Origin of the sequence: Candidatus Desulfofervidus auxilii (genome assembly GCF_001577525.1) — a bacterium.
Lineage (GTDB): Bacteria > Desulfobacterota > Desulfofervidia > Desulfofervidales > Desulfofervidaceae > Desulfofervidus > Desulfofervidus auxilii.
Genome location: NZ_CP013015.1, coordinates 947209 through 968235, shown reverse-complemented (window position 1 = coordinate 968235; position 21027 = coordinate 947209). Strand labels below are relative to the sequence as shown.

Annotated in this window: 26 protein-coding genes; 2 read left to right on the top strand and 24 right to left on the bottom strand. The window is 41.2% G+C overall.

Annotation, left to right across the window (positions count from 1 at the left end; genetic code table 11):
• Positions 1-16: 16 nt before the first annotated feature.
• The 24 genes from HS1_RS04975 to HS1_RS04870 all read right to left on the bottom strand — a co-directional run bounded on the left by HS1_RS04975 (position 17) and on the right by HS1_RS04870 (position 20131).
• Positions 17-505 (bottom strand): lytic transglycosylase domain-containing protein, encoded by a 489-nt coding sequence (locus HS1_RS04975; protein WP_066061794.1) that lies wholly within the window; start codon positions 503-505, stop codon positions 17-19.
• Between the two features lie 70 nt (positions 506-575).
• Positions 576-1205 (bottom strand): hypothetical protein, encoded by a 630-nt coding sequence (locus tag HS1_RS04970; protein ID WP_066061791.1) that lies wholly within the window; start codon positions 1203-1205, stop codon positions 576-578.
• 5 nt (positions 1206-1210) lie between these two features.
• Positions 1211-2125, bottom strand: coding sequence for a CsgG/HfaB family protein (locus HS1_RS04965; RefSeq protein ID WP_245670047.1), 915 nt, complete (start codon positions 2123-2125; stop codon positions 1211-1213).
• A 5-nt stretch (positions 2126-2130) separates the two neighbouring features.
• Positions 2131-3213, bottom strand: a complete 1083-nt coding sequence (locus tag HS1_RS04960) for a ParB/RepB/Spo0J family partition protein (protein WP_066061787.1) — start codon at positions 3211-3213, stop codon at positions 2131-2133.
• On the bottom strand, positions 3194-3334 hold the full coding sequence (locus HS1_RS13070; protein ID WP_156469395.1) for a hypothetical protein: 141 nt from the start codon (positions 3332-3334) through the stop codon (positions 3194-3196). Before HS1_RS13070 ends, HS1_RS04960 begins: the two co-directional genes overlap by 20 nt.
• Positions 3324-4655, bottom strand: coding sequence for a DnaB-like helicase C-terminal domain-containing protein (locus HS1_RS04955; RefSeq protein WP_066061783.1), 1332 nt, complete (start codon positions 4653-4655; stop codon positions 3324-3326). Before HS1_RS04955 ends, HS1_RS13070 begins: the two co-directional genes overlap by 11 nt.
• 208 nt (positions 4656-4863) lie before the next feature.
• Entirely contained in the window at positions 4864-5205 is a 342-nt protein-coding gene (locus tag HS1_RS04950) for a hypothetical protein (RefSeq protein ID WP_066061780.1), read from the bottom strand.
• Between the two features lie 16 nt (positions 5206-5221).
• Positions 5222-5629, bottom strand: a complete 408-nt coding sequence (locus HS1_RS04945; protein WP_066061777.1) for a hypothetical protein — start codon at positions 5627-5629, stop codon at positions 5222-5224.
• Entirely contained in the window at positions 5616-6611 is a 996-nt protein-coding gene (locus HS1_RS04940; RefSeq protein ID WP_245670046.1) for a ParB/RepB/Spo0J family partition protein, read from the bottom strand. Before HS1_RS04940 ends, HS1_RS04945 begins: the two co-directional genes overlap by 14 nt.
• A gap of 265 nt (positions 6612-6876) precedes the next feature.
• Positions 6877-7605 (bottom strand): hypothetical protein, encoded by a 729-nt coding sequence (locus HS1_RS13600; RefSeq protein ID WP_066061771.1) that lies wholly within the window; start codon positions 7603-7605, stop codon positions 6877-6879.
• A gap of 134 nt (positions 7606-7739) precedes the next feature.
• Complete coding sequence (locus tag HS1_RS04930) at positions 7740-8210, bottom strand: hypothetical protein (RefSeq protein ID WP_066061768.1); 471 nt, start codon at positions 8208-8210, stop codon at positions 7740-7742.
• 3 nt (positions 8211-8213) lie between these two features.
• Complete coding sequence (locus tag HS1_RS04925) at positions 8214-8894, bottom strand: hypothetical protein (RefSeq protein ID WP_066061765.1); 681 nt, start codon at positions 8892-8894, stop codon at positions 8214-8216.
• Between the two features lie 102 nt (positions 8895-8996).
• The gene (locus HS1_RS04920) at positions 8997-10373 is read right to left on the bottom strand and encodes a DEAD/DEAH box helicase (RefSeq protein ID WP_066061762.1); all 1377 of its coding nucleotides are present in this window, start codon (positions 10371-10373) and stop codon (positions 8997-8999) included.
• 2 nt (positions 10374-10375) lie between these two features.
• The gene (locus HS1_RS04915) at positions 10376-10972 is read right to left on the bottom strand and encodes a hypothetical protein (protein ID WP_066061759.1); all 597 of its coding nucleotides are present in this window, start codon (positions 10970-10972) and stop codon (positions 10376-10378) included.
• 123 nt (positions 10973-11095) lie between these two features.
• The gene (gene dnaG / locus HS1_RS04910; RefSeq protein ID WP_082757620.1) at positions 11096-12532 is read right to left on the bottom strand and encodes a DNA primase; all 1437 of its coding nucleotides are present in this window, start codon (positions 12530-12532) and stop codon (positions 11096-11098) included.
• Between the two features lies 1 nt (position 12533).
• Positions 12534-12842 (bottom strand): metal-dependent hydrolase, encoded by a 309-nt coding sequence (locus tag HS1_RS13955; RefSeq protein ID WP_082757618.1) that lies wholly within the window; start codon positions 12840-12842, stop codon positions 12534-12536.
• A 45-nt stretch (positions 12843-12887) separates the two neighbouring features.
• Positions 12888-13637, bottom strand: a complete 750-nt coding sequence (gene istB, locus HS1_RS04905) for an IS21-like element helper ATPase IstB (protein WP_066061753.1) — start codon at positions 13635-13637, stop codon at positions 12888-12890.
• Between the two features lie 159 nt (positions 13638-13796).
• On the bottom strand, positions 13797-15251 hold the full coding sequence (gene istA, locus HS1_RS04900; RefSeq protein WP_066061750.1) for an IS21 family transposase: 1455 nt from the start codon (positions 15249-15251) through the stop codon (positions 13797-13799).
• A gap of 265 nt (positions 15252-15516) precedes the next feature.
• Positions 15517-15771, bottom strand: coding sequence for a hypothetical protein (locus HS1_RS04895; protein ID WP_066061747.1), 255 nt, complete (start codon positions 15769-15771; stop codon positions 15517-15519).
• Positions 15772-15773: 2 nt separating this feature from the next.
• Positions 15774-16649 (bottom strand): hypothetical protein, encoded by an 876-nt coding sequence (locus HS1_RS04890; RefSeq protein ID WP_066061744.1) that lies wholly within the window; start codon positions 16647-16649, stop codon positions 15774-15776.
• A gap of 686 nt (positions 16650-17335) precedes the next feature.
• Positions 17336-18103, bottom strand: a complete 768-nt coding sequence (locus HS1_RS04885) for a replication initiator protein A (RefSeq protein WP_066061741.1) — start codon at positions 18101-18103, stop codon at positions 17336-17338.
• Positions 18094-19017: a hypothetical protein gene (locus tag HS1_RS04880; protein ID WP_156469394.1), complete on the bottom strand. Its 924-nt coding sequence runs from the start codon at positions 19015-19017 to the stop codon at positions 18094-18096. Before HS1_RS04880 ends, HS1_RS04885 begins: the two co-directional genes overlap by 10 nt.
• A gap of 284 nt (positions 19018-19301) precedes the next feature.
• Entirely contained in the window at positions 19302-19676 is a 375-nt protein-coding gene (locus HS1_RS04875; protein ID WP_066061735.1) for a hypothetical protein, read from the bottom strand.
• Positions 19677-19753: 77 nt separating this feature from the next.
• Complete coding sequence (locus HS1_RS04870; RefSeq protein WP_066061731.1) at positions 19754-20131, bottom strand: hypothetical protein; 378 nt, start codon at positions 20129-20131, stop codon at positions 19754-19756.
• A gap of 273 nt (positions 20132-20404) precedes the next feature.
• On the opposite strand from HS1_RS04870, the gene HS1_RS13065 reads away from it, so the two are divergent.
• Positions 20405-20581, top strand: coding sequence for a hypothetical protein (locus tag HS1_RS13065; protein WP_156469393.1), 177 nt, complete (start codon positions 20405-20407; stop codon positions 20579-20581).
• Between the two features lie 73 nt (positions 20582-20654).
• On the top strand, positions 20655-20969 hold the full coding sequence (locus tag HS1_RS04865; protein ID WP_066061729.1) for a hypothetical protein: 315 nt from the start codon (positions 20655-20657) through the stop codon (positions 20967-20969).
• Positions 20970-21027 lie beyond the last annotated feature (58 nt).

Genomic DNA, 21027 nt, shown 5'->3' with positions numbered 1-21027 from the left:
ATACAGGAAGGATAATTTATTGTGCTATTTGTTGGATGGCTCTAACTATTTTCTTTATGTATTTCTTGGCTTTTTCTTTTCTTTTTCCCTTCAATTCCTTGAGTGATTTTCCTGTATGGTAACAGGCGACTGCATCCCATGTGTAGCCATATTTATTTATGCACTGTTTTAATATCCACGCTCCCACCATAGTGCAGTAGCATGGGTTATTGAGAAACCGCCACCTGTAACCCAGGTGTTTTACCCAGTAGCTATTTATCTGCATGTGGCAGTAGTCTATAGAACCATCTTTGTTATAGTTGGTGGCATATGGATTGTAGTTGCTTTCTACTTTTGAAATGGCCTTAAGAATCAGGGGCGAGATCCCATAATGTTCTCCTGCTCTGGTGAAACAGAAGCTGAAAGAGCAGGTATGCCAGGTTAAAACCAGTAGCAGAGGGAAAATTATTGTCTTGAACCTATCACATTGACCTCTGCTGCTGTCCAGTACATTCATAAATTCCATTGCACGTTTTGCCCTTGGCTCTGTGGTTTGCCGGGAATGCCCTAAATACTTCCTTGAATTAACTTAACTTTTACATTTCATTTCTAAGTGCTTTTGCGAGTAATTTATGAGCTCCTTCCCATGAAAGAATTTTGATTCCTTCCATTTCCCTGGTGTGCAATTGGTTCAGCGTGGCAGCGATGTAACGGGAATCATCTTTTTCTTTAAAAGAAAAGCCAAATTTCCGGTAAAAAGTATTTCTTCTTTCTCTATTTTCCAGTTCATATTTATCAACAAGACTTAATTCTCCTTCGATTTCTTTTACAAAAAAGAATGAATCCCATCTACGCAGAAAATCTATAAAAGTATTCATTATAAAAGTGCCAATGTGCTTTCCTCTAAGACCTGTAACTATATCCTGAATGAAAACCTTTGTAGTTCCATTATAAGGGTGAAAAGAAAGTCCTGCGTAGAGATATGCCTTGGAGGCTTCAGCTCCTTTACCAACAATGAGAGCTTTACCATACAGCGTGTAGCGAATATAGCTGCCGTTCTGGAGATGTTCTTTAAACAGCCACAAGAGATAACGGTCAGGTAATCTTCCTTCTGAGAGTACGAAATAGCGTTTTTCAAAAAGTTCAAAACAGGATGGGAGCTGAAATCCCCGGATATTTCTTGTTAAACAAGCTTCCTGCTTGCGATTGTTTTTATTTCTAGACATCAGTTTTATCTTTTTATTTCTTTTTGTTTTTTAACTGAGCTTTTTTGTAATCTGGTATTCTCTGGTTGCTGTTGATTTGCAGTCTGGACGTCTGGTTCCTGGTTGGTATTGTCCTCATAGCGGTAATAACTTTCTGGAATCTGCTTTGCTATTTCGTTTACAGTCTGGTCTACCATCACCCTGATTGCTTTTTCCATGGGGGTATTTTTGAAGTAGGAAAGCCCGGCTGCAAGAGGCAGGTTTCTGGTAAAGGCAAGACCTATACCTGATACACCCCAGTCGGAGGTTTTTCCTTCAGTCTTTATAGCACTGATGATTCTTCCGGTACGGACATCCACAAGCCTTATATCAACGGCGACATGAGCTGTCTTTTTCTGAAATGATAATCCTCCCACATAAGGCACAAATCCCGGTATGGCCATTCCTTTCACATTACCTTCAGCAGGCTCAAATTCAGTAATTGCACCTATTACTAGGATATCTGCACCCTCTAAAAGCCCGGGTTTTATGGCCTGACTCTGATTGACATATTGCGTCTGACTGAGGTCTATTTCTTCTTTGAGGGACTTTAAACCTTCTCCTCTTTCAAGCACTATGAACCTGCCTGATCTGAAGAGGGCAGTGGTGAGCATATCGGACATGCCGGTTCCAATTCCCTTTGCAGTTTCAGCGATTTCGTCTGTTTTTCTTACAATTAATTTTCCGAAAAGTCCGCTCCATCGTCCTCTCTTTTGTTGCTGGTGAATGAGCTTCTGAGCCTGGCACCAGGCTGCCTTACACTTGAAGCTGGCAACGGCGATTCTTGCCTTTGGGCCGTGATATGTTACTACCTGCTGTACTGTTGGTCCTGCGGTTTCCACCTTTGTTGCCTGGTTTCCGCCGCAACTCCAGACAAAAATCATGCAAAGAATAAAAAACATACGTTTCACTTTTTCCTCCTTTTTTGTTGCAACATTTTTGTCATTATTTTGATTATCTTTTTCTGACTGTCAAGTTTACTTTCACTTTCAGCAAAATCTGGTACTCCCATTACATACCGATAGTGTTTCTTGAATTCCTCAAAACGGTCAGAGATGTTTTTGAACAGGGCGCTTATGTTCAGTTTCAACTTCACGTCTTTCAGCTGGGCCAGAAGTCCTATTACATTATTATTGAGGTAATCCATTTCAGTTAATATATTCGCAGTATGCTTTTGTATTTCCTGCCGGAAATATCTGTATGTTTCCATGTCAATACCATAGCGTTGTCTTTCTATTTTGATCTGTATGTAACTGGAAATTATCTTGCTCTGAATTATTTCTTCCTCACAAGAGGGAATATCGCTTTTTATTAATTCCTGCATGGCTGCCAGGCATTCCCTGCGGGAAGTAAAACCGAAGGAATTGTTATTTTTCCCCTCCCTGGCAAAAATTCTCATTTGCGAATTTTCGCTAAAGGGGGTTGTCCTTTCCACATCACTGACCGTTCGTTGTGAAATGCCAAGGATTCTTGCGGTTTCTTCCTGGGTTTTTCCCTGTTTGCGTAGTTCTGTTACTTTTTCTGCTCTTTCATGCTTTCTTTTTTTCCTGACTTCAGCTGTCCACCTGTAAAGTGTCTGCCATGATACCCCCACTGCCCTTGCAATTTCCTTCATTTTTTTCTCAGAAGGTGGAGCGAATCCGTGGCACGCCATTTGATAGAGCTTTATTGCATTTTTCCTGCGGTCGTTTTTTGTTAATGGCATACCCTGAACAGCATTGAGATAGGATGCCATTTGCAGGGCCTCAAAATCGTCTGCTGTGTCCACGAAGATAACCCTTATTGTCTTGAGGTGATGTTTCAGGTGTGCCTGCCACCTGTGATAACCATCCACAATCCGGTACCTGTGGTCAAGCTTGATTGGGGGTAGCTCCGTGCCTGTTCTTATCAGTTCTGCGTATCGTTCTATCTCATCTGCTGATTGTGTGGATCGTGGGTAAATGACAGGGTCAAATTTGACTAGCCTGATATCAATAGTTTTTTCTTCCATCAGTCCTTCTTTCCTGTTTATCCATTCTGACCACTTCTGGTAGCTGGAAGTTGAAGCCACTACTACCTGATTCTGGCCCTTTATATCTCAAATCAGAAGAGGAAATAAGTTCAGTACTCATCAATTTCTTCCAGGTTTTCTTCAAAAAACTCCCGGGATTCGTCAATGCTGGTTTCAATCTGGCCTGGAGTTTTATCAAACTCATTTTTTGTGTTTTTATCGTTTACTTCTCTCACTGAGGTGAAGGTATTTGTAAATTCCATGAGGAAAATTCCTGTTGGTCCAAGCCGGTGCTTTCTCAATTTCAGGTAAAATTGCCTTTCTTTATCCGGCACGGGGTCTATCCAGAGTCCTATATCACAGGCAGCTTCAAGGCCTCCGCTTCCCTTGAAGCCTATAGCTGCCGATTCCCTTGTATATTCCCTTCCTATCTGTGAAATTGCTATGACCGTTGTATTTAGCCTTTTTGATATTTCACGAAAGGTGATTGCTGCTGCATCCATCTTTTCCGTAAGGTTTCTACAGCCGTGAATTCTTACTAGCTGAATGTAGTCAATTATTATTAAATCAATTTTACCCTTTTCTGTCTGGACAAATTGTGATCTGAAGTAAATATCCTGGAGGTCAAAAACATCATCGTAGATGTAAAGGGACTTGCTGGAAAGATAGGTTTTTGCATCTTCCAGGGTTCTGGCAGCCTCTCCGTTCAGTTTTTCTTTAAGCTGTGCGAGAATGGGAATTCCTGTAAGGTTTGCCAGGTACCTTGACACGGTCAATTTTCTCTCTTCTTCAAGGGAAAAATGGACAACCACAGCATCTTTTTTGAGGAGATAGGTTGCCAGTTCCACCACGGTTGAAGTTTTGCCCCTGCTGGTATAACCTCCGAGTATCCAGAATGTTCCCGGGATAATTCCTCCAATTGCCTGTTGTATTCTTGTGAAAGGAAGCGGTAGCCAGGGGTTTCTCTTTAATTCCCTGACAAAGAGTTCATATTCTGTTAGCAGATCAGGTATTTCCGGGTTATATCTATATTTCTGCGAAAGTATCTGGCAGAGTGTATATTCAAGCTTTCTTGCTGTTTCTTCTGGTTCGGCATTTTGAGACAGCTGCTTTAGTGTTCCTGAAAGTGCTGACTCAAGCTTTCTTTTGAGGCTGGCTTTTTTCAGGAGTTCAGCTGCATTGTCAACGTCAACGGTGAAGCCTCCGTATTCGGCAATGGCTTTAAGCACACTGGCATCAACTTTTTTGTTGAGTTTATTGAGAAGAGAGGGAAAATCAACTTTACCGGTCTCAGAAAATAGTTCTTTTATTGCTGTGAATATCAGCCTGCTCTGCGGAGAGAAGTCAGAAGGCGAAAGCTTCTCATTGAGTTTCAGGAACAGTTCCGGTCTGTCAATGATTGCTCCGATTATTGCTGCTTCTACTTCAAACAGGTTTTTCATCGGATTTTCCCCTTAAGCGCCGGAGACCCCGACATTCATGTCGGGGAGGAGACGCATTTCTATTAAAAAGGTTCTAAAACTTTCCAAAAGTGTCAGTTCTTCTGTCTTAGCCGAAGCATGGATTTTTGTGCCGTCCAGTCTGCGTAAATCAAAATATCCTGTCCTTCTTCTACCAAAAACAAAACATTTAATCCCTTCCCAGCGGATCTTATAATTGCCTCAACCTAAATTTTTTCCACCAGTATGGTTCAGGACGGCCCAGGGGGTGTCCTTTAGTATCTGTGGATCCTGCTTCAACATAAATTCTGTAATGCTCATAGATAATTGCAGAGAGATATTCCGGGGACTTGTTCCAGGTAGAGGGATTCATGATATAGTGGTCGTGCAGTTTAGAAATGAGGATGGCAACTATATGATACGGCAGTATCTGAAGCCACTTGTTCAGCAGGGCATTGATATTTTCCTGCTGGGGGAACATTTCAGCAAGCCACTTTCTGAGCGTTTTTTCACTGATATCCGTATGAGATTTTTTTCTATGCTCCATTCCCATGTCTCGAGGTTCTTTCCTATAAAGCCTGTAGCTTATTTTGCTTACGTCTTTTTTCGCAGAATGGACATATTCTGTCTGAGAGGTCCGAAGTAACCGGAAAAGCTACTCCACAGGCACATCTGGAGAATTTTATGTCACTGGTTCTGATTGTGTCAAGGAATCCCAGCACCTTTGCCGGAGGGACTTTAAGCACGGTTGCAATCATCATGAAGTCCCACCCCTGGTATGTATAGTAGAGTATGAGTTTCTTTGTAAGTTGTGAAAAAGAAGTGTATTTGAAAGACGATCTGTTGGACCTGAAGTACCTCTTAATGGTTCTGACGGAGACTCCGGCCATGCGGGCTGTTTTCTCAAGGGTAAGTCCTGATCTGACCAGGATGGCAGCTTTTACCAGGACACGGGAGTTAACTCTAAGTTTTTTCATGCTCTATCTCCTTCTCAAGTATTTTAGTAAGAGTCTTGAGATGGTCAATCAGGGTTTTTATTTCCACCTGTGGGATGGTTTTTTTGAGGGAAGGAATATGCATTTTTAAAAAGGAGAAGGCTGCATACAGTGCGTCTCTATGCTTATCGTACCTCTGAACTATGTCAGTGCTGTCTTCAAATTCCTTTATACGTTTCTTAAGGCGGGCAGTTTCTTCTTTTAGTCTCTTATAGTCCTCTGGATATTTTTCAACAACCGGTCTTGTCTTAAGCCTTTTTTCTGCCTCATTGTATAATCTTTCAATTTCCTTCTTCCTGGATGCTGCGTCCTCAAGCTCGGATCTTAGAATTTCTATTTCGGCCTTCAGGGTGCTTTCCTTTTGCTTAAGCTGTGATTCAAGGTCTGCGATCCTTTTTCTGTATTCAAAGAGTTTATCCGTAGACTGGCTGGTAAGTTTTTGCTTTTCTTCTTCATACTCAAGCTTCAATGCCTGAAGCTCAGTTTTTTGGTTGCGGATGGTTTCAGTAAGCTCATTAATTCTATTTTTGATAAGACCTGCCAGGTGGTGAAGCTGGGACTTCATATTTATATAAATCTTCTGTGCCTCTTCACCGTAAACCTTTGAAATTTCCTCTTTATATTGATCTGGCAGGTGTTCAATGTGGTCTACTGCCTGTTCTGGGTTAAGGGGAACAATAATTTCCCCTGGCTTGACCCTCAATTCTTGATAGCGGTCCATAGCCCTTTTGTAATCCACTCCACTTGGCACCTTCCTGGCTACATTTTCAACAAGCGCTATAAGCCTGAGTTTTTGTTCAGAAGCATTGATCTTAAGGGCTGGAATGGTCTCTTTACCTGCGGCTATGGCTGCCTTTACCCTCTCTCTGCCGCAGACAATTTTATTGTCAGAGATAACTACGGGAACAAAAAAACCAACATTCTTTATTGCCTCAACAAGGAAGGACTGTTCCTCAGGGTTCATCTGCCGGAAAATGCCCTCGTCATAGCCTGAGTCTTCAAGGGTTCTTGGATCTACCTCTACAAGCTCCATTGGAAGCTTATTTGTGAAATTAAGGTAAACCTCACAGTTCTGGCATTCAGCATTCTTTTCTGCACGTTTTAGACATGTTGCTGCATCTACGTAGCAGTTCATCTTCTTACAGAAGACCCTGTGGTTATCCTCTCCATTTATCTGCTTAAGCCTCTTAAGCAGTAACTCCAGTTCTGCCTTTGCATCTTCAGAGGGGTCATTGAGCCTTTCTTTGATCAATTTGTTCAATATTGCCTTCTCTTCCTCCGGGGCTATGTTGAGGGTCATGCCCTTTCCCATGCTCCAGTCTAGAAGAGCTGACAAATAGCTCATTAAATCTGGCATAACACACCTCCTTAAATTTTGTTATCTCTTTTAATGCCTTAGATGGCGATATTTCTTCCTTATTCATTTTTTCAACAATGTCTGTCAGTGTCTGCTTCATGAAGGCCTCAAACGCACGGCCTTTTTCGTTGGCTGCAATCCCTTCTACTTTCATGTTTTTCTCTGGCAGGCCCCTTTTGTGAAGGTAAAGGTATTTTTTTTCCATTAACTCCTTAAAATGTTCCAGTGTAAGAGGAACCTTCATTTTATAAGGTAAGACCTGGGCATGCGGAGAAATCTCTCTAAGCTCCTCAAGGTAGTCATCATAGGCCTTTTCAAGTACCTTTGGGTTTTGCAATATAGCTTCCAGCTTAACTTTCTCTTTTTCAGGAGAAACAAGCATAAAATCTGACCTTGATTTCCTACTGGCCTTTCTTTTGGTTACACACAGATCCACCAGTCCCTTTACTGCCAGACTCCGGGCTATATGGCTGAGCCTATCTTTTTGACATTCTCCCGATAGTTCCTTGAAAAAAACTGCTTTTTCTTTGTTTACTTTTTCTAAAATTGCCAGTTCATCTGAAAAAATACCCTTTGACTTTATTCTGGACTGAAAACTCACTGCTGGTCCTCCTATTTTTTAAGACCTGTTTTTTGCAATTTGTTGACCCTTACTCCAACTTTTTGCATGCAATTTGTTGACCCTTACTCCAACTTTTTGCATGCAATTTGTTGACCCTTACCCCAACTTTTTGTCTACCCATGACTTTCTTTTTCCTTTTCGCCGGAGTTAGCTTGAGGAGCTGGCAATTGCCACATATAGGTTTTAAGCTCTTTCCATATTTCTGCTGGGGAGTGGGGGAATGGTGTTGTATTTTTGAAGAATGCCTTGAATACCTCAATATCCTCTTTTTGCACATTTTCCAGTATATTTTTCAGCAGCGGCAGGATATCCGTTTCCTGAAGAAGTTCCAGCTGGAGGAATATGCGGCCGAGTTGTCTTGCGTTATAGTAAATGGCTACCAGAGCCTGAGTTATTTCTGCGAAGGCCTGAATTATTCCTTGTTCAGTTTTGAGTTTATGGAAGTTTCTGTGGAACACTGCTTCACTGATTTTTGACAGTTTATCATCTGTGATATTCTTCCTGAGTTCCTCATAGAGTGCGGGATTTACCTTTTTGATAAACTGAAGATCATGGACAAACTGAACTTTGATCTTTTCTACCATTCGCTACCCCTCCAGATTTTTTATTATTAGGCTGATTGTTGGGTTTTGGGTTTTTTTATAGAGTTTTTTTGCAAGAAGTTCTCTTCCTTTTGTCGAGCCGAGGATTTCATCGATCATGGATTCAAGGAAATCAGATGTGGGATTTTCCACAGTATTATTTTCTTGATTTTCCCTGAATTTGCTACGGAAACGGCTTCTCGATAGAATTACAAGGAGTTTATTTAACCTGTTTCCTGCCTGTTTCAGGAGTTCTTCCTGCGATTGAGGGGTTAATGTTGTGCAGATTCTAAGAGCCAGGTGGTGTGGAAGCTGCTTTTTTGTATAGAAGGAGAAAATCTTTTCAATGAGTCCATGGTTATTAAAGGTGGCTGTGTGCTTATTACATTTTTCTTTTACTTTTTCAAACAGGTTCCTGAGTTTACCTGCTTCTTCAACGTTGAGGACCGCGTTAGTGGAAATATTATGAAGGATTGTAATGATGGTCTCCGGGCTGTCGTGTGGAAGATTAAGGTCTCTGGAGTTTTCAATCCGGGATGGAGTTTCCAGAAATCTTGTTATGCCCCTGATTACATATAGGTCACTGGTAAGAGTTAGTTCAGAGAAGTCTTTTAGACGATTGCGGATCATTCCCGGATATTTTTCTTCAAGTTGTTCGTAAAAAGGATGAAGTCGGGCCTCATTCATACCACTAGTTCCTTTGATTTCCCATGATTTGAACTGAATATAGCCTTTCTCATTGTTTCTAAAATACTTAGAAAGGGCAAAAATGCAACTATAAAGGCACTTTTACAGGGGTATTTGATTTTCGAGGAATGAAATGGGGTAATTTTTTTCTCTGTAGAGTTTGATTCTTTTCAGGGAATGCCGCTTGAGGTGTGGATGGCAGTTATCCAGAAAGTCAATAATTACAGGGTTCTTTTTACTTTCATTTGTTCTCATGCTTCTTCCTATGCGCTGTATACACCGTACATAGGATTTTCCCCCGGCAGCCATGATGACTGCGGAAATGGCTGGCACATCTATTCCTTCGTCGAAGATTTTGGTGGTAATGAGTATGTCTATTTCTTTTTTTGAGAGTGAGGAAATGGTCTTCTTTCTTATTTTTCTTGTCTCCTTCCCGCTCAGGAATGGGGCGTTGAGTAGCTCGGCAAGCCTGTTGCCATGTTCTATCGCTTCAACCAGGATAAGGACTGTTCTTCCCTCTGCAACGAGTTTTTTTGCCAGGTCTTCTATCAGGAGATTTCTTGTGGCATTTCTTATAATTCCCCGTTCATAGGCCATGGGGTATGACATGTATGGTGGAAGAATTGGAGACTGGACATTGAAGATTTTTATTTTGGGGGAGCACAGATAGCCATGTTCAACAAGTTTGTCCTCCCTGATCTTTACAATAAGAGGTCCTGTGGCGGCTGCCAGCTTCATATTCTTCAGTGAGTTTGCAACCAGTGGAGTAGCAGAAAGACCGAATCTGAAGAATGCTTGTGTTTTCATTGCGATTTTATACCAGGTGGTGGCTGAAGCGTGATGACACTCGTCAATAATAAGCAGTTCTGTGCTTCTCAGGAATAGCTCTGTAAGTGGTTCCTTTATGCGGGGCCAGAGTGTCTGAACCATGGCTACTGTTATTCTTTTCTCTTTATAATTTCCATCTCCCATGAGTCCTGGTTCGCACTGGAGCCTTTTCTTAATTCGTTCGGCGCTCTGGTACATAAGGTCGCTCTGGTGGACAAGATAGAGAGTCTTGGGGTATGAAAGGGAGCTTATGATTCCAATGGCTATTTCTGTTTTCCCGCTACCGGCAGGGGCCTGGATTACTCCCCTCTTTTTCGAGCAGGCAATGGAAATGGCTCCTATCTGATAGGGTCTCAGGGTAATCTGGTGGACACACGGTTTCCTGCAGGTGAACTGAGGAATGTTTCTTTGATCTATTTTGTTTATCTGTATCCAGGGAGGAAGTTTTTTAATTGCATAGGGCAGAAGTCCGGTTGGAAGAAATCCCTTTTTCGTGAGGAAATACTTTTTACCGTTCCACCTGCCCTCTTTGTATGCTTTTGTAAAACTGTAACCAGGCACATAGCAGGACAGAATGTTGCGCAGGATGTGCATTTCATGCCCGGGCCCGGTGGCTTTTGTGTAGAGATTTTCAATTTGAAATGTAAGCATTGTTAGAAAGGAATGTCGTCTTCTGAAATTTCCTCCTGGATAATTTCTTCTTCAGGTTCTGGAGTTTTTTCTGGTTGGGGAGTTTCGTCTTTTTCCGGGGTTACTTCTTCTTTCTCGGAGTAAGGGCTATTCCAGTCAAGCATTATGGAGGCTGCCCTGGTGGCGAAAACCTGTATTGCATATAGATTGGCATAGGTTAAACCTATTGAGAACCTGCGTGTCTGTTTACCCATCTCTGTTTCTGAAAGATTGGCTATGGCTATAAATGGTGTTTTGCTTGTCTGGTTTGTGTATGGATCGATTCTGAATTGCTTGGGGTTACCGTTGTAATTTCCCTTTTTTGGGTCGTGATAGAGAGGTGGAAGAGGTGAAGTGCCTTTGACTCTGAGACTTTCACATGCTGCAGCTATGGCCAGGAGTTCTTCTGAGCTTACTGCCATGCTGAGCTTCTGGTTTTGCCAGTCATACTTTCTTTCTCCTTTCTGAACCTGCTGTTGCTCACGTCCAGGGATTGTGGGTGCTGCTTCAATAAAAGCACTATTTGTCCGGGATAGAGTAAATCTAAGTGCTGCTTTGCTTCTGTAAATCGGGTAGTTCATCACATACCTCCTTATTTATTTTTTAAAAAAGGAAAACTGTGGTTTTGATTGAGTCTATCAGGATAGTCTTCTAAAAGTTTCTGTTTAAATGTGACAGAAGGGGAAGGTTTCTGCCCTTATTTGCTATGATTTTTCAGAGGGGCAGACTATTTCCCGGCAGACTTTTTTTCTTTCAAGGTATCTTATGGCCCTTTCTATGAGATTTTTTTGAGCTGGATAGATGCTGGCTCTGGCAAGCAGGTTCATGTGGGTATGTCCTTCGGGGAGTGTTTTATGTTTTGCAAAATATTTAAGTGTTTTCCTTATTTCGGAATTTTCCATTGCCTCAAATAATTGTCTTTTTTCAAGATTTTCTACCAGTTCTGGACTGGAGAGGAGAATCTGAAGGATTTGTTCTTCCGTCTCCAGGTGTTTTCTTGTTTGCTTTTCTATTTTTATGGAGAAGGTTTTTCTGATCTGTTGGAGGAGAAGTTTTGACAGAGGTGAGTGTATATTTGCCAGAAAACCTGCCAGATTGTTCAGTTTTGTTATTGCTTTCTGTGGTGGGAGTTTTTCAATTGTGTTTATGATGAGTTTGAAAAGATCTTTTTCAGGAAGGCGTAAGAATTGCTCTTTTTTGCCTTTTCTCAGCAGTGAATCAGGGTCTTCTCCTTCAGGCAAAAAGATGGCATGGGGGTAGATATCGGCAGCTACCAGTATCTTAAAGGCACGCATTGTTGCCTTTTTCCCGGCATGATCTCCATCAAAAGCAACAACCACCCTGTCAAAACCCTTGAGCAGTTTTGCCTGATGTGTGGTAAGAGAGGTACTGCCTGCGGCCACAGAGGGTATTCCGTTAATCAAACATGAGATACAGTCGAAATACCCTTCTACAATATAAACTTTTTCTTTGTGCTGGAGGAAGTTAAGACCAAAAAGGAGGTTTTTCTTTTTGAAAAACTCGGTTTCTTCAGTATTTATGTATTTTGGGACCTGATTATTCAGTGTTCTTGCAGCAAACCCCACCAGATTCCCGCATCTATCGTAGAAAGGAAGCGTGAGCCTTCCCTGAAGCAGTCGAATAAAGTTCTCGTTTTTAAAACCTGACATCTGTGCCTGAAGCAGCTGGTTTTTTTCTTTGAGGATTTGAAGCAGGTTTTTTGGGGCAAGTCCCATGCCAAAATGTTCTGCCTTTTCAGGGGTTATCTTTCTTTTGGTGAGATATATCTTTGCCTTCTGTGAGAGAAGAAGGGTTTTTCGGAATAGTGTCTGGAGTTGCTTGAGGAATTTCAGCCTTTCATCTTCAATTTCCCTGATGCCTGCTTTTTCTGCAAGAAAGGTAAGGGCTTCATGGAATGAATAGTTATGGAGCTTCATTACGAAGTTAAAGACGTCTCCACCTGCACCGCAGCCGTGGCAGTAGAAAAGCTGTTTTTCAGGGTCTACACAGAAGCTGGGGTGTTTTTCTGAATGAAACGGGCAGAGTCCCATGAGGCGTCTTCCGCTACGTTTCAGCTGTACTGATTCAGAGATGATACTGACCAGATCAATACTCTGTTTAATATCTGCCGGCCTTAGCATTTTATATCAATCCGGGGAATTGCGTCTCAAGCCACATTCTACCTCTCAGATACACACTCAAAGAAAAGACACAAAGTGTAAAGAATGTTTCCTTGAGGGATCCAGTTTTGAAAAGAGAAATGCTCCTTCGGCGTGAGGGAGTTAGCACAGGGACGCCCATGGGAGTTAAAAAATCCATAAAAATATGCAGTAAGCACCCTCCAGTAAAGTACAGGAGGTATCCAAGCCATTGTGGTGGAAGGAGTATACATCCAGCGATATACCCAGCGATATACACTGCCCAAAAATGAGAAAGGCTCCGGTTGTTAATTCCCGTTGAAAATTGACCCCCTTTCCCACTTAATTTTGACCCCCCTTAGTTATTACTCGTAGCTCCCATTTTCTCCTTTGTTCTATAACTAGGGCCATTAATGGCAATAATATGACTATGATGCAAAAGCCTGTCAAGTATCGCTGAGGCAATTACATCATCACAAAATATTTCTCCCCATTCTTCAAAAGGTTTGTTTGAGCTGATTATAATAGACCCCTTTTCATACCTCTTACTAATAAGCTGAAAAAATAGATTAGCCCCTTCCTTGTTTATGGGTAAATAACCAAGTTCATCTATAATAAGCAGTTCAAGACGACCTAAAATTTGAAGCTTCTTCCCAAATGAACCATTTACTCTAGCAGCCATAAGTTGCTCAATAAGTTCATTGGCGTAGGTAAAAAGTACTCTTTTCCTTTTCTCACAAGCCTTAAGACCCAAGGCAATAGATAGATGAGTCTTTCCTACTCCAGGGGGACCAAGAAAAAGCACATTTTCTGCCTTTCCTATAAAACTTAATTCTGCCAATTCTTTAATGAAGGCCTCTGGAATAGAAGGTTGAAAGGAAAAGTCAAATCCCTCTATGGTCTTTATTTGTGGAAATTTTGCCTTAGCTATCCTTGCATTGATAGAACGATCTGTCTTTGCCAAAACTTCTTCTTCCACAAGCCGGGCCAAAAATCCAATATAACTTGTTTTTACCTTTGAAGCCTTTGCTGCTTCTTCTTCAAATATCTCTGCTATACGATAGAGTGAGAGTCTTTTAAGTTGTTCTTTTATTCTTTCTGTTTCCATTGTTTACCTCCTTCTAACTGATTTTTAGCCTAGCATCATGCTCCGTTTATGGTGTCAAGGCCAAGCCTTTCAGGTGGCTCCGCCAGCCTTGACACCACTCCGCATGATGCTTTTAAATGTTAAAGTTAGAAAGCAAGGCAAAATCAATTTGCTCCTCCTTTAAAGAAATTGATTATAAAAACCCAATTCCCTTTTTATCTTAAGTCTGGGTAGCGGCCTTAAAGTAAAGGTAGGTCTTTGTTCCTCTAGTTCTCCTTCTTTTTCTAAAATACCCCTTATGAAATTAACAGAGTATGTATTATAGCTTATGGCCAAGGAGAATGCCTTGTGCATGTCTTCTTTTTTATAAACCTCTGCCAGTTTTAAAATCTCTCTTAAATGATAGCTTGCATTAAATTTCTGTTGCACAACAAGTCCTTCTAAAAATGACCTTGCTTCAGAAAACTTTTCTAAAAATGCCTCTTCAAGTAGCTTCTTTGTCCTGGGGAGCCTCTTTCTTAAACCTTCATAATGTTTTTGATTGATAATACTCATCCCTTTGTTTTCACTTATAGTATGAGTAGCAATAAGCACCCCTTTTTGAGAAAATACTTTAAGATATCTGCCCTGAGATACCCTTATCCACACATGCTTTCCTGCATAAGGCCAGGGAACACTATATCTATTGCCATCATAAGAGATAAGACAATCAGAGGTTACCTTCCTAAATATCTCCTTTGTGCTTATAAAAGGAGTCTCTGGTAAGGGAATGAGAAATGAGCTTTCTTTTAAAAATCTATCAATGGGTCTAAGGCTTATGGTAGAGTGAGTAACATAATCAAGCTCTCTTTCATACTCATGAAGCTTTTTAATAAATTCTTCAAAGCTTTCAAATTCCCTTCCTTTTATAAAATGCTGCTCAAGAGGATAAAATGGCCTTTCTACTTTACCCTTTGTCTTAGGCCTTTTTACCTTACAAGCAACTGGCTTTATTCTATAATGACCGCAAAACTCAAGAAAACGAGGATTCCACTTTATTATATGCCCTACCCTTGAAATTACAAACTGAGCCGCATTATCTACTAGTATCTCTTTTGGTACACCACCAAAGTGGTGAAAACTATCTTCTAATGCCTCAAAACAAGAGAGCTGGTCTTCCCTTAAAGAAGCAAAAAAGTGTTTTCTTCGGCTATAGGAGAGAATAAAAGAAAATATAATCACTCTTTTTAACTTCCCTCCAATCATCACTGTATAAGCAGACCAATCAAACTGGGCCTGATGACCAGGAGGGGTCTCAAATCGCTCTACTGCCTTCCCATTGCCTTTTTCTGCCTTTAACTTTGAGAGAAATCTATAAAAAGCAGATTTAGAACCTGTGTAGCCTATTTGCTGTATCTCTTTTAAAATTCTTGTGCCTATAAATTCCTTTTCAAAAAGCATCTCTTCAATTTGCTCCTTAAGTTTAATTAACTGAGGATTATCTCTTGGAGGTCTTTGATAGTGAGGTGGTTTATTTGCCTTTAAAGCCCTCCTTACAGTGTTTTTAGAAATACCTAACTCCCGAGCAATGCCCTTTATAGATCTTCCCTGAGCCCTTAAATACCTGATAGTTACCCACGCCTCCATAGAAATCATCTCCTTTCTCCTCCATCATAAAATCCATGTGGAGGACCTATATCTTTTCTTGGAGGGGGTCAATTTTAAGTGGGAAAAAGGGGTCAGTTTTAAGTGGGAATTAATACCGGTGTTCTTCCCACCAAGTATATTCGTTCAGGGTGTAGTAATCAATAAGATCTGGAAAGACTGAGGAAAGGACCAGGACTCCTGTATTTTCCAGAGAGGCATTAAGCCAGAGGGCAGCGCTGAGATTAATCAACATGTGGTTTCTGTACGTCATTTTTTATCCAGTGAATGGAATAACCCACAGGAGACTTATGTTCAGGAGTTTTTCATCCTGGATGGTTACGTTATAGACGTGCCGGTTAACCTGGATTCGGAACTCCGTGATATTGGTTTTTTTTGCCTGATCCAGTATTCTCCTTCTTATGAGACTGATTGCTCTATCTCTTTTTCTCCGTGTAAAAACTCCGTTTACAGGTGGAAATGCGTTGTATATCCTGATAAGAGTTCTTGCATACCTTTCGCAGTTATTCACCTTCACCTCCAGTCACATAAAGAGCTTATCTGTTCCTCAGTTGCCATTCTAATTTTGAAGGGCTGACCCTTGAGAGCCAGAGAAATAGTTTCTATCAGATTGAGCAGTGTTATTCTATTCTGATGAAAGTGCAGTTTCAGGTCCTTAAAGACACTCTTGACTTGAGAAGTATTAATATTTGCATGTTTGAGAACGGACAGGATTTTTTCCTGATTGTGTTTGAGTTTGTGGTGAAAGTCTGAGGTCTGGTGTTTGATTTTGTTGATACTTCCAACATGGCGGATTTCCAGAAGGTTTTTCCGGGTGAAAATGGTTATTCCAAAAGGCTTCAGATAGACTGTTGGGCAGAGGGTTAGTGTGGCGGTTCCTGTTTCTGAATTCCTTACCGCACATCCACAGATCACCGGTATGTCCTCTACTTTCTTTCTGTAGAGGAAAAATCGTGCATATGTTTCGGTTTCGGTTAAACAGGCAAAGGCAAGCCTTGATTTCTTCAGGTATGGGTGAAGCAGCTGGAAAACAGTAACATCATCCATTGGGGTGTAGTGTGTGGACAATACGGCACGAATTGTATTTTCATACTTCAACCTGAATAAAGCTCTGTCTTCTGAAGTGGCCAGGAGGTAATTGAGCGTTTCTTCCTGCAGACTCAGCGGGAATCGATCAAAGAGGTCTTTAGGGTAAGAAAATCGTTTGAGTAACTGGTTGATTGAAAGATTTGTAATGGTAAAAGTTTTCTTATGTGCATCTATAAGGAATCGCATGGGTTGAAACCGCCAGTCACGTAGCCGTGTCAGGAGATCCCGATGTTTTTCCCTTTTCATTCTTTTCCTGAGAGCCTGGAGAAATTCGTCATAGGTGAGTGATTTAAGAAACATGGTTTAAGTTTACTCAATGGTTTTCTGGCCTTAACCCTCAAAAAAGTGCCATTTCAGGCTGTTTTGGGGGAGGGGGGTCGGCGGAATTGGGGGGTGGGGGAAATTCTCTTTTTTTATTTCCATTGAGGAGATAGTGTTGTTTTTTTATTTCTCTTTGTCGAAAAGTTAGAATTTTTTTAAATTTTCCTTTTTGCCAAAGGCGATTTTGCTAAAGCAAAATCGTGCGAGAGAGCGCTTAAAGCGCTCTCGAGGCCTCTCCTTAAATTTTTCTCTTTGAGAAAAGACTTAAGAGAAGTAAAAGTGTCTAAAAGGTCTACAATATACTTTTAATAATTAATACTTTTAATGATTAAATACATGCCGATTTACTAAAGTAAATCGGCACAATGAGAACGCTTTGCGTTCTCATTTTTTTTTAAAATTATTAAAATTATTTATTATTTTTAAATAGGGGGCGGTGTTTAAACCACCGCCCCCCCTATTATAGGATCCTATAGGATCCTATAAGTACCTACCCAAAATTTTTCGTCTGAAAACGCCCGTCCCATCTGCTTTTTGGGGGAGGGGCTGCAGCCAAAACCACGATAGTTTGCAGTTATAACCACGATAGTTTGCAGTCATAACCACGATAGTTTGCAGTCATAACCACGATAGTTTGCAGTCATAACCACGATAGTTTATTGCCTCTAACATTTGGCCTTCTTCCACCAGACTATGTTGTCATCAAAACCATAAGTCTCAACTATGCCTTCTTTCTGTAGGATCTGCAGTTGCTTTGCAAGTTTTTTCTTAAAACGTGCATAGTTACGATCAAATCTGATCTGCAGCGCCCTGGTTAAAACAGGGATGGTGTATCTTGCTCCCCTCTGAGAGATTAAAAATGCATATAGTGCCTTGCCAGTTGGTAATAGTTTGTTCCATGTGTTGAGTTTAATCAGCCCTATGAGGTGTTGCTTGGCCCACTCTGCAAACTCAGTTGCAAATGTAACCCTTATTTCTTTAACCTTTCCCTTTTCTGTCTCCATTTCCACGTAATGGATGATTGGTTGTTTTTTAAAAATTACCTTGTTGTGGTCAAACAAATATTTTTCTGATTTGGGTTTTTCAATAAAAACGGTGGTGTTTGAGAGTCGTGTTAGACTGGCACGGAGCCTGGTATAGTCATCATTACCTGGGCGTCTGTGTGGACATACCCGCTTAAGCAGTCTGTATGCAGTTCCCCTCCATTCCATTTTGCCGTCCTGGATGATAGGGTCCAGCAGCATTGCAATTACAACAGACTGGTCATAGGTATTCAGGGTTTCTCCAACTACATGTATAGTGCAATATGGTGTGACGATTGAATAGGGATGCGTGGCAGTTCCCAGATGCCTCTTCTTATCTACTAAAAAGGTAGGTGTTTTGCCCAGTGGGATGGGATATTCAGCTATGCTTTTACCCTTCTTTACGTCCATTTGATTTCTCCTTTAACTTTAATTAAATATTCATCTGGATACCATGTTATATTCCAGTCTTTTTCTGGGCCTTCTGTGTTTTTTAGGTTCAGAAGAATTCCCTCAACCTCTTCTGGTGCTGGCCTGGGCGGTGCAGTTTTAAGTTCCCCATTATCCCACCAGGTGAGAAAGTATAGCTGTGTGGCCCTGAATTCCAGACAACCAGTCTCACGGAGGCTGGATTGCAGGCCAAACTTAATTTCATCACGCATATCCTGAAAGGGTTTTTGCTGCTGCCTGCTGTGCAGCTTAAGGGCAACTCCTCGATTGGTTTCGCTTATTGCAATAGTGGTAATGCCTTCCCTCTGGGAGATTTCCTTAATCTGGTGTAGCAGTTCATTTGCAGCTACCCGAATATCCCTGACACTGGAATGGTGGAGTGCCGTTTCAAAAACTGGCTGAAGGGGATCAATAATAAAGATAATTTCACTATCAGCCTTATCGGGGGGCAGGCAGTCTCTAAGTTGCTTCATCTTTTCCAGCATGATATTTGCAGGAACACGCCTTATAAAAAAGGTATTGGTGAAAACCTGTTTAAAGGTCTCCAGTGGGTCAGTTGGTTTGAGCTGTGAGAGGAGGGCCCTGTAAGCCCTGTACTGATATACATGGTTTGGCAGTTCATAAGTAAGCAAGAATATATATCCATCGGGATTTATAAGCTTATAATTCAGCATCAGGTTAGAGATAAACGTGCTTTTTAGCCCTCCTGTGGTGCTGGCTATAATGATCAGTTCGTTGCCAGAGTTTAATTCGATTCCCTGGCATCGCCTGGAAACACGTGGGATGAGGGTATTTTCAATATCCTCGGTGAAGGGCATTGTGAGTTTTTCATTTTGTTGTAAAGCAATATCTTTAATTTTCTGCTTACCATTCATAGGGTCCCTCCGTTGCCCAGAATTCAAATGGGATGCTTTTCCCATTTGCATAATTTTTTCCTTATTTGTTAGTTGTCTTAATACAGTTTAAGGATTTTCTTAAAATTGCATTGGCGCTGATAGTGTTTGTTTTTCAAAAAAATGACCTGATTTAAGTTTAACGGACAGTTTGGTAGGGTTGAGATGATTCAAATCTGCCTGTCTGCAGACAGGTTATTGGGGAATTAGTTTCCATGCTTGCACTACACCCACAGGTTGAAGATCAGTTTGGCACAGTGTCAAGTTTAATGAATGACTTCGTCCTCAGGAATCACGTATTCAGCAGGAGATGCCTCATTGGCATTTGCCATTGTCTGGAAAATTCCACACCATAGGGTAAGGGCCAGTTCCATATCATTGGCCAGCATACTCAGTATTTTTGCTGCTCTTTTCTCACTTTTTCCTGGTACACACAGGAAGGCACCTTTTTTCTGAATCGCAACCTGAAGATTTGAGAAAAGGGTTGTGGAGAAATTAATGGCCAGTTCGGGGTCATCCAGGAATGCAGTCAGGATGGCTTCTGCGAGGATTTCCTTATCTCCCTGAATGTCAACCTGGAATGCTTCCTGGCCGATTGCTCTAACTTTTATTGCAACACTTTCGCCGTTTTTATCTTTCATGGTTTCCTCCTGGTATCATTACAATATTATTGAAAAAACAAGGGGAGTACATCGTTGTGGTGTGCTTCTACTGCCTCTCACTGCCAGAACGGGTTTTTGTGCATGGCTTCTCTAATTGCCTGAAAAACTGCATTCCAGAAAAGAACCGCTGTTTTTTTGTCGTTAGCAAACTTATAGAGGACTTTCTTAGTTTCTTCCTCCTGGGTATGCAGGGAAATTGCGTTTTTCTTTACGGCAGAGTTGAGGTTCAGGAAAAGACTATCCAGGAAATTTCCCGCAAATTCTGGTTCTCCTATGAATGCGCTGAGTATTGCGTCTGCGAGGAGCTTCCTATCTCCTTCCACATGTACCTTCAAGAACCCCTCTGGTTTTTTGACTGTTCTGGCTTTTATATAGGCTTTCTCTGCCTTTTTTTCTTCGGAGTCATAAATAAGAGGCAGTTCCCGTTCTTCCATAAAAATTTTTCCTGGTTTTTTTCTAACATAGAAATAGACATTTTTACCGTGTCTGTTGAGCTTTGTAAAAGTGACTGAAAGGAAGATTGTGGCATCTTTTTTTGTTTGACTTTGCTTATATGCTGTGTTTTTGAAATGTCAGGGAGGCAAGTATTAGAAATGTTGTAATGTAACATTTTCCCCCCTTCGCTCACCTGCTCCTCTCAGAGGAGAGGCTGGAATAACGAGGCCTCTGTTCTGAGGGGGGCAGGAAATATGAGGAAGGAGGGGAAGATGATGGAAAGAAGTTTGATGGATAAAATACACAGTTTAAAAAAAGACCAGATGGTGTTTATCAAAGTTAACAAAGTAAAAAAGAGAATTCCTCACCATCCGGTTACGGATGGCAGAGGACGTAAGTATCTCGTGGGCCGTCGTTCTGATGGTTTCATAGTTATCAGGGTAGAGTGATTTTCTAAATCTTGCCTCCCCCCATAGAGAGGACCGGAAAGGGGCATTTAAGGTGTATTGAGGGGGCACAGCGATGAGGAAACTGAGAAATCGGGGGGCTGTCCACATTATAAGCCTTCTTATAACATTTTTCTGTATTGTCGGAATATACACCACATACAAGTGGTATAAACAAAAAACTTTGTGGGAAAACTCAGTTGTTATGTTCAATGAGATAAGCAATGAGGTAAGAGACATACTTGTAGAACAGGGAATGGACCCTGCTGCTTATGACATGGCTGTTGGTAACATACTTGCTGCAGCAAGGGGGAATGTTAAACTTCTTGAGGCCCTGCAAGATTATCTGGTTCTGATAGAAAAAGCAAATTCTCAAGGTGTCAAGCGATAAAAAAGCTAAACATGAGATATCTTGGTGGGGGGTATTTCCTAACCATTTTTTAACTTTC

Bases quoted from the DNA above. Each gene is read 5' to 3' on its own strand.
- HS1_RS04975 (WP_066061794.1), bottom strand. From the start codon at position 505: ATGGAATTTATGAATGTACTGGACAGCAGCAGAGGTCAATGTGATAGG.
- HS1_RS04970 (WP_066061791.1), bottom strand. From the start codon at position 1,205: ATGTCTAGAAATAAAAACAATCGCAAGCAGGAAGCTTGTTTAACAAGA.
- HS1_RS04965 (WP_245670047.1), bottom strand. From the start codon at position 2,125: ATGTTTTTTATTCTTTGCATGATTTTTGTCTGGAGTTGCGGCGGAAAC.
- HS1_RS04960 (WP_066061787.1), bottom strand. From the start codon at position 3,213: ATGGAAGAAAAAACTATTGATATCAGGCTAGTCAAATTTGACCCTGTC.
- HS1_RS13070 (WP_156469395.1), bottom strand. From the start codon at position 3,334: ATGAGTACTGAACTTATTTCCTCTTCTGATTTGAGATATAAAGGGCCA.
- HS1_RS04955 (WP_066061783.1), bottom strand. From the start codon at position 4,655: ATGAAAAACCTGTTTGAAGTAGAAGCAGCAATAATCGGAGCAATCATT.
- HS1_RS04950 (WP_066061780.1), bottom strand. From the start codon at position 5,205: ATGGGAATGGAGCATAGAAAAAAATCTCATACGGATATCAGTGAAAAA.
- HS1_RS04945 (WP_066061777.1), bottom strand. From the start codon at position 5,629: ATGAAAAAACTTAGAGTTAACTCCCGTGTCCTGGTAAAAGCTGCCATC.
- HS1_RS04940 (WP_245670046.1), bottom strand. From the start codon at position 6,611: ATGAACCCTGAGGAACAGTCCTTCCTTGTTGAGGCAATAAAGAATGTT.
- HS1_RS04930 (WP_066061768.1), bottom strand. From the start codon at position 8,210: ATGGTAGAAAAGATCAAAGTTCAGTTTGTCCATGATCTTCAGTTTATC.
- HS1_RS04925 (WP_066061765.1), bottom strand. From the start codon at position 8,894: ATGAATGAGGCCCGACTTCATCCTTTTTACGAACAACTTGAAGAAAAA.
- HS1_RS04920 (WP_066061762.1), bottom strand. From the start codon at position 10,373: ATGCTTACATTTCAAATTGAAAATCTCTACACAAAAGCCACCGGGCCC.
- HS1_RS04915 (WP_066061759.1), bottom strand. From the start codon at position 10,972: ATGAACTACCCGATTTACAGAAGCAAAGCAGCACTTAGATTTACTCTA.
- dnaG (WP_082757620.1), bottom strand. From the start codon at position 12,532: ATGCTAAGGCCGGCAGATATTAAACAGAGTATTGATCTGGTCAGTATC.
- istB (WP_066061753.1), bottom strand. From the start codon at position 13,637: ATGGAAACAGAAAGAATAAAAGAACAACTTAAAAGACTCTCACTCTAT.
- istA (WP_066061750.1), bottom strand. From the start codon at position 15,251: ATGATTTCTATGGAGGCGTGGGTAACTATCAGGTATTTAAGGGCTCAG.
- HS1_RS04890 (WP_066061744.1), bottom strand. From the start codon at position 16,649: ATGTTTCTTAAATCACTCACCTATGACGAATTTCTCCAGGCTCTCAGG.
- HS1_RS04885 (WP_066061741.1), bottom strand. From the start codon at position 18,103: ATGGACGTAAAGAAGGGTAAAAGCATAGCTGAATATCCCATCCCACTG.
- HS1_RS04880 (WP_156469394.1), bottom strand. From the start codon at position 19,017: ATGAATGGTAAGCAGAAAATTAAAGATATTGCTTTACAACAAAATGAA.
- HS1_RS04875 (WP_066061735.1), bottom strand. From the start codon at position 19,676: ATGAAAGATAAAAACGGCGAAAGTGTTGCAATAAAAGTTAGAGCAATC.
- HS1_RS04870 (WP_066061731.1), bottom strand. From the start codon at position 20,131: ATGGAAGAACGGGAACTGCCTCTTATTTATGACTCCGAAGAAAAAAAG.
- HS1_RS13065 (WP_156469393.1), top strand. From the start codon at position 20,405: ATGATGGAAAGAAGTTTGATGGATAAAATACACAGTTTAAAAAAAGAC.
- HS1_RS04865 (WP_066061729.1), top strand. From the start codon at position 20,655: ATGAGGAAACTGAGAAATCGGGGGGCTGTCCACATTATAAGCCTTCTT.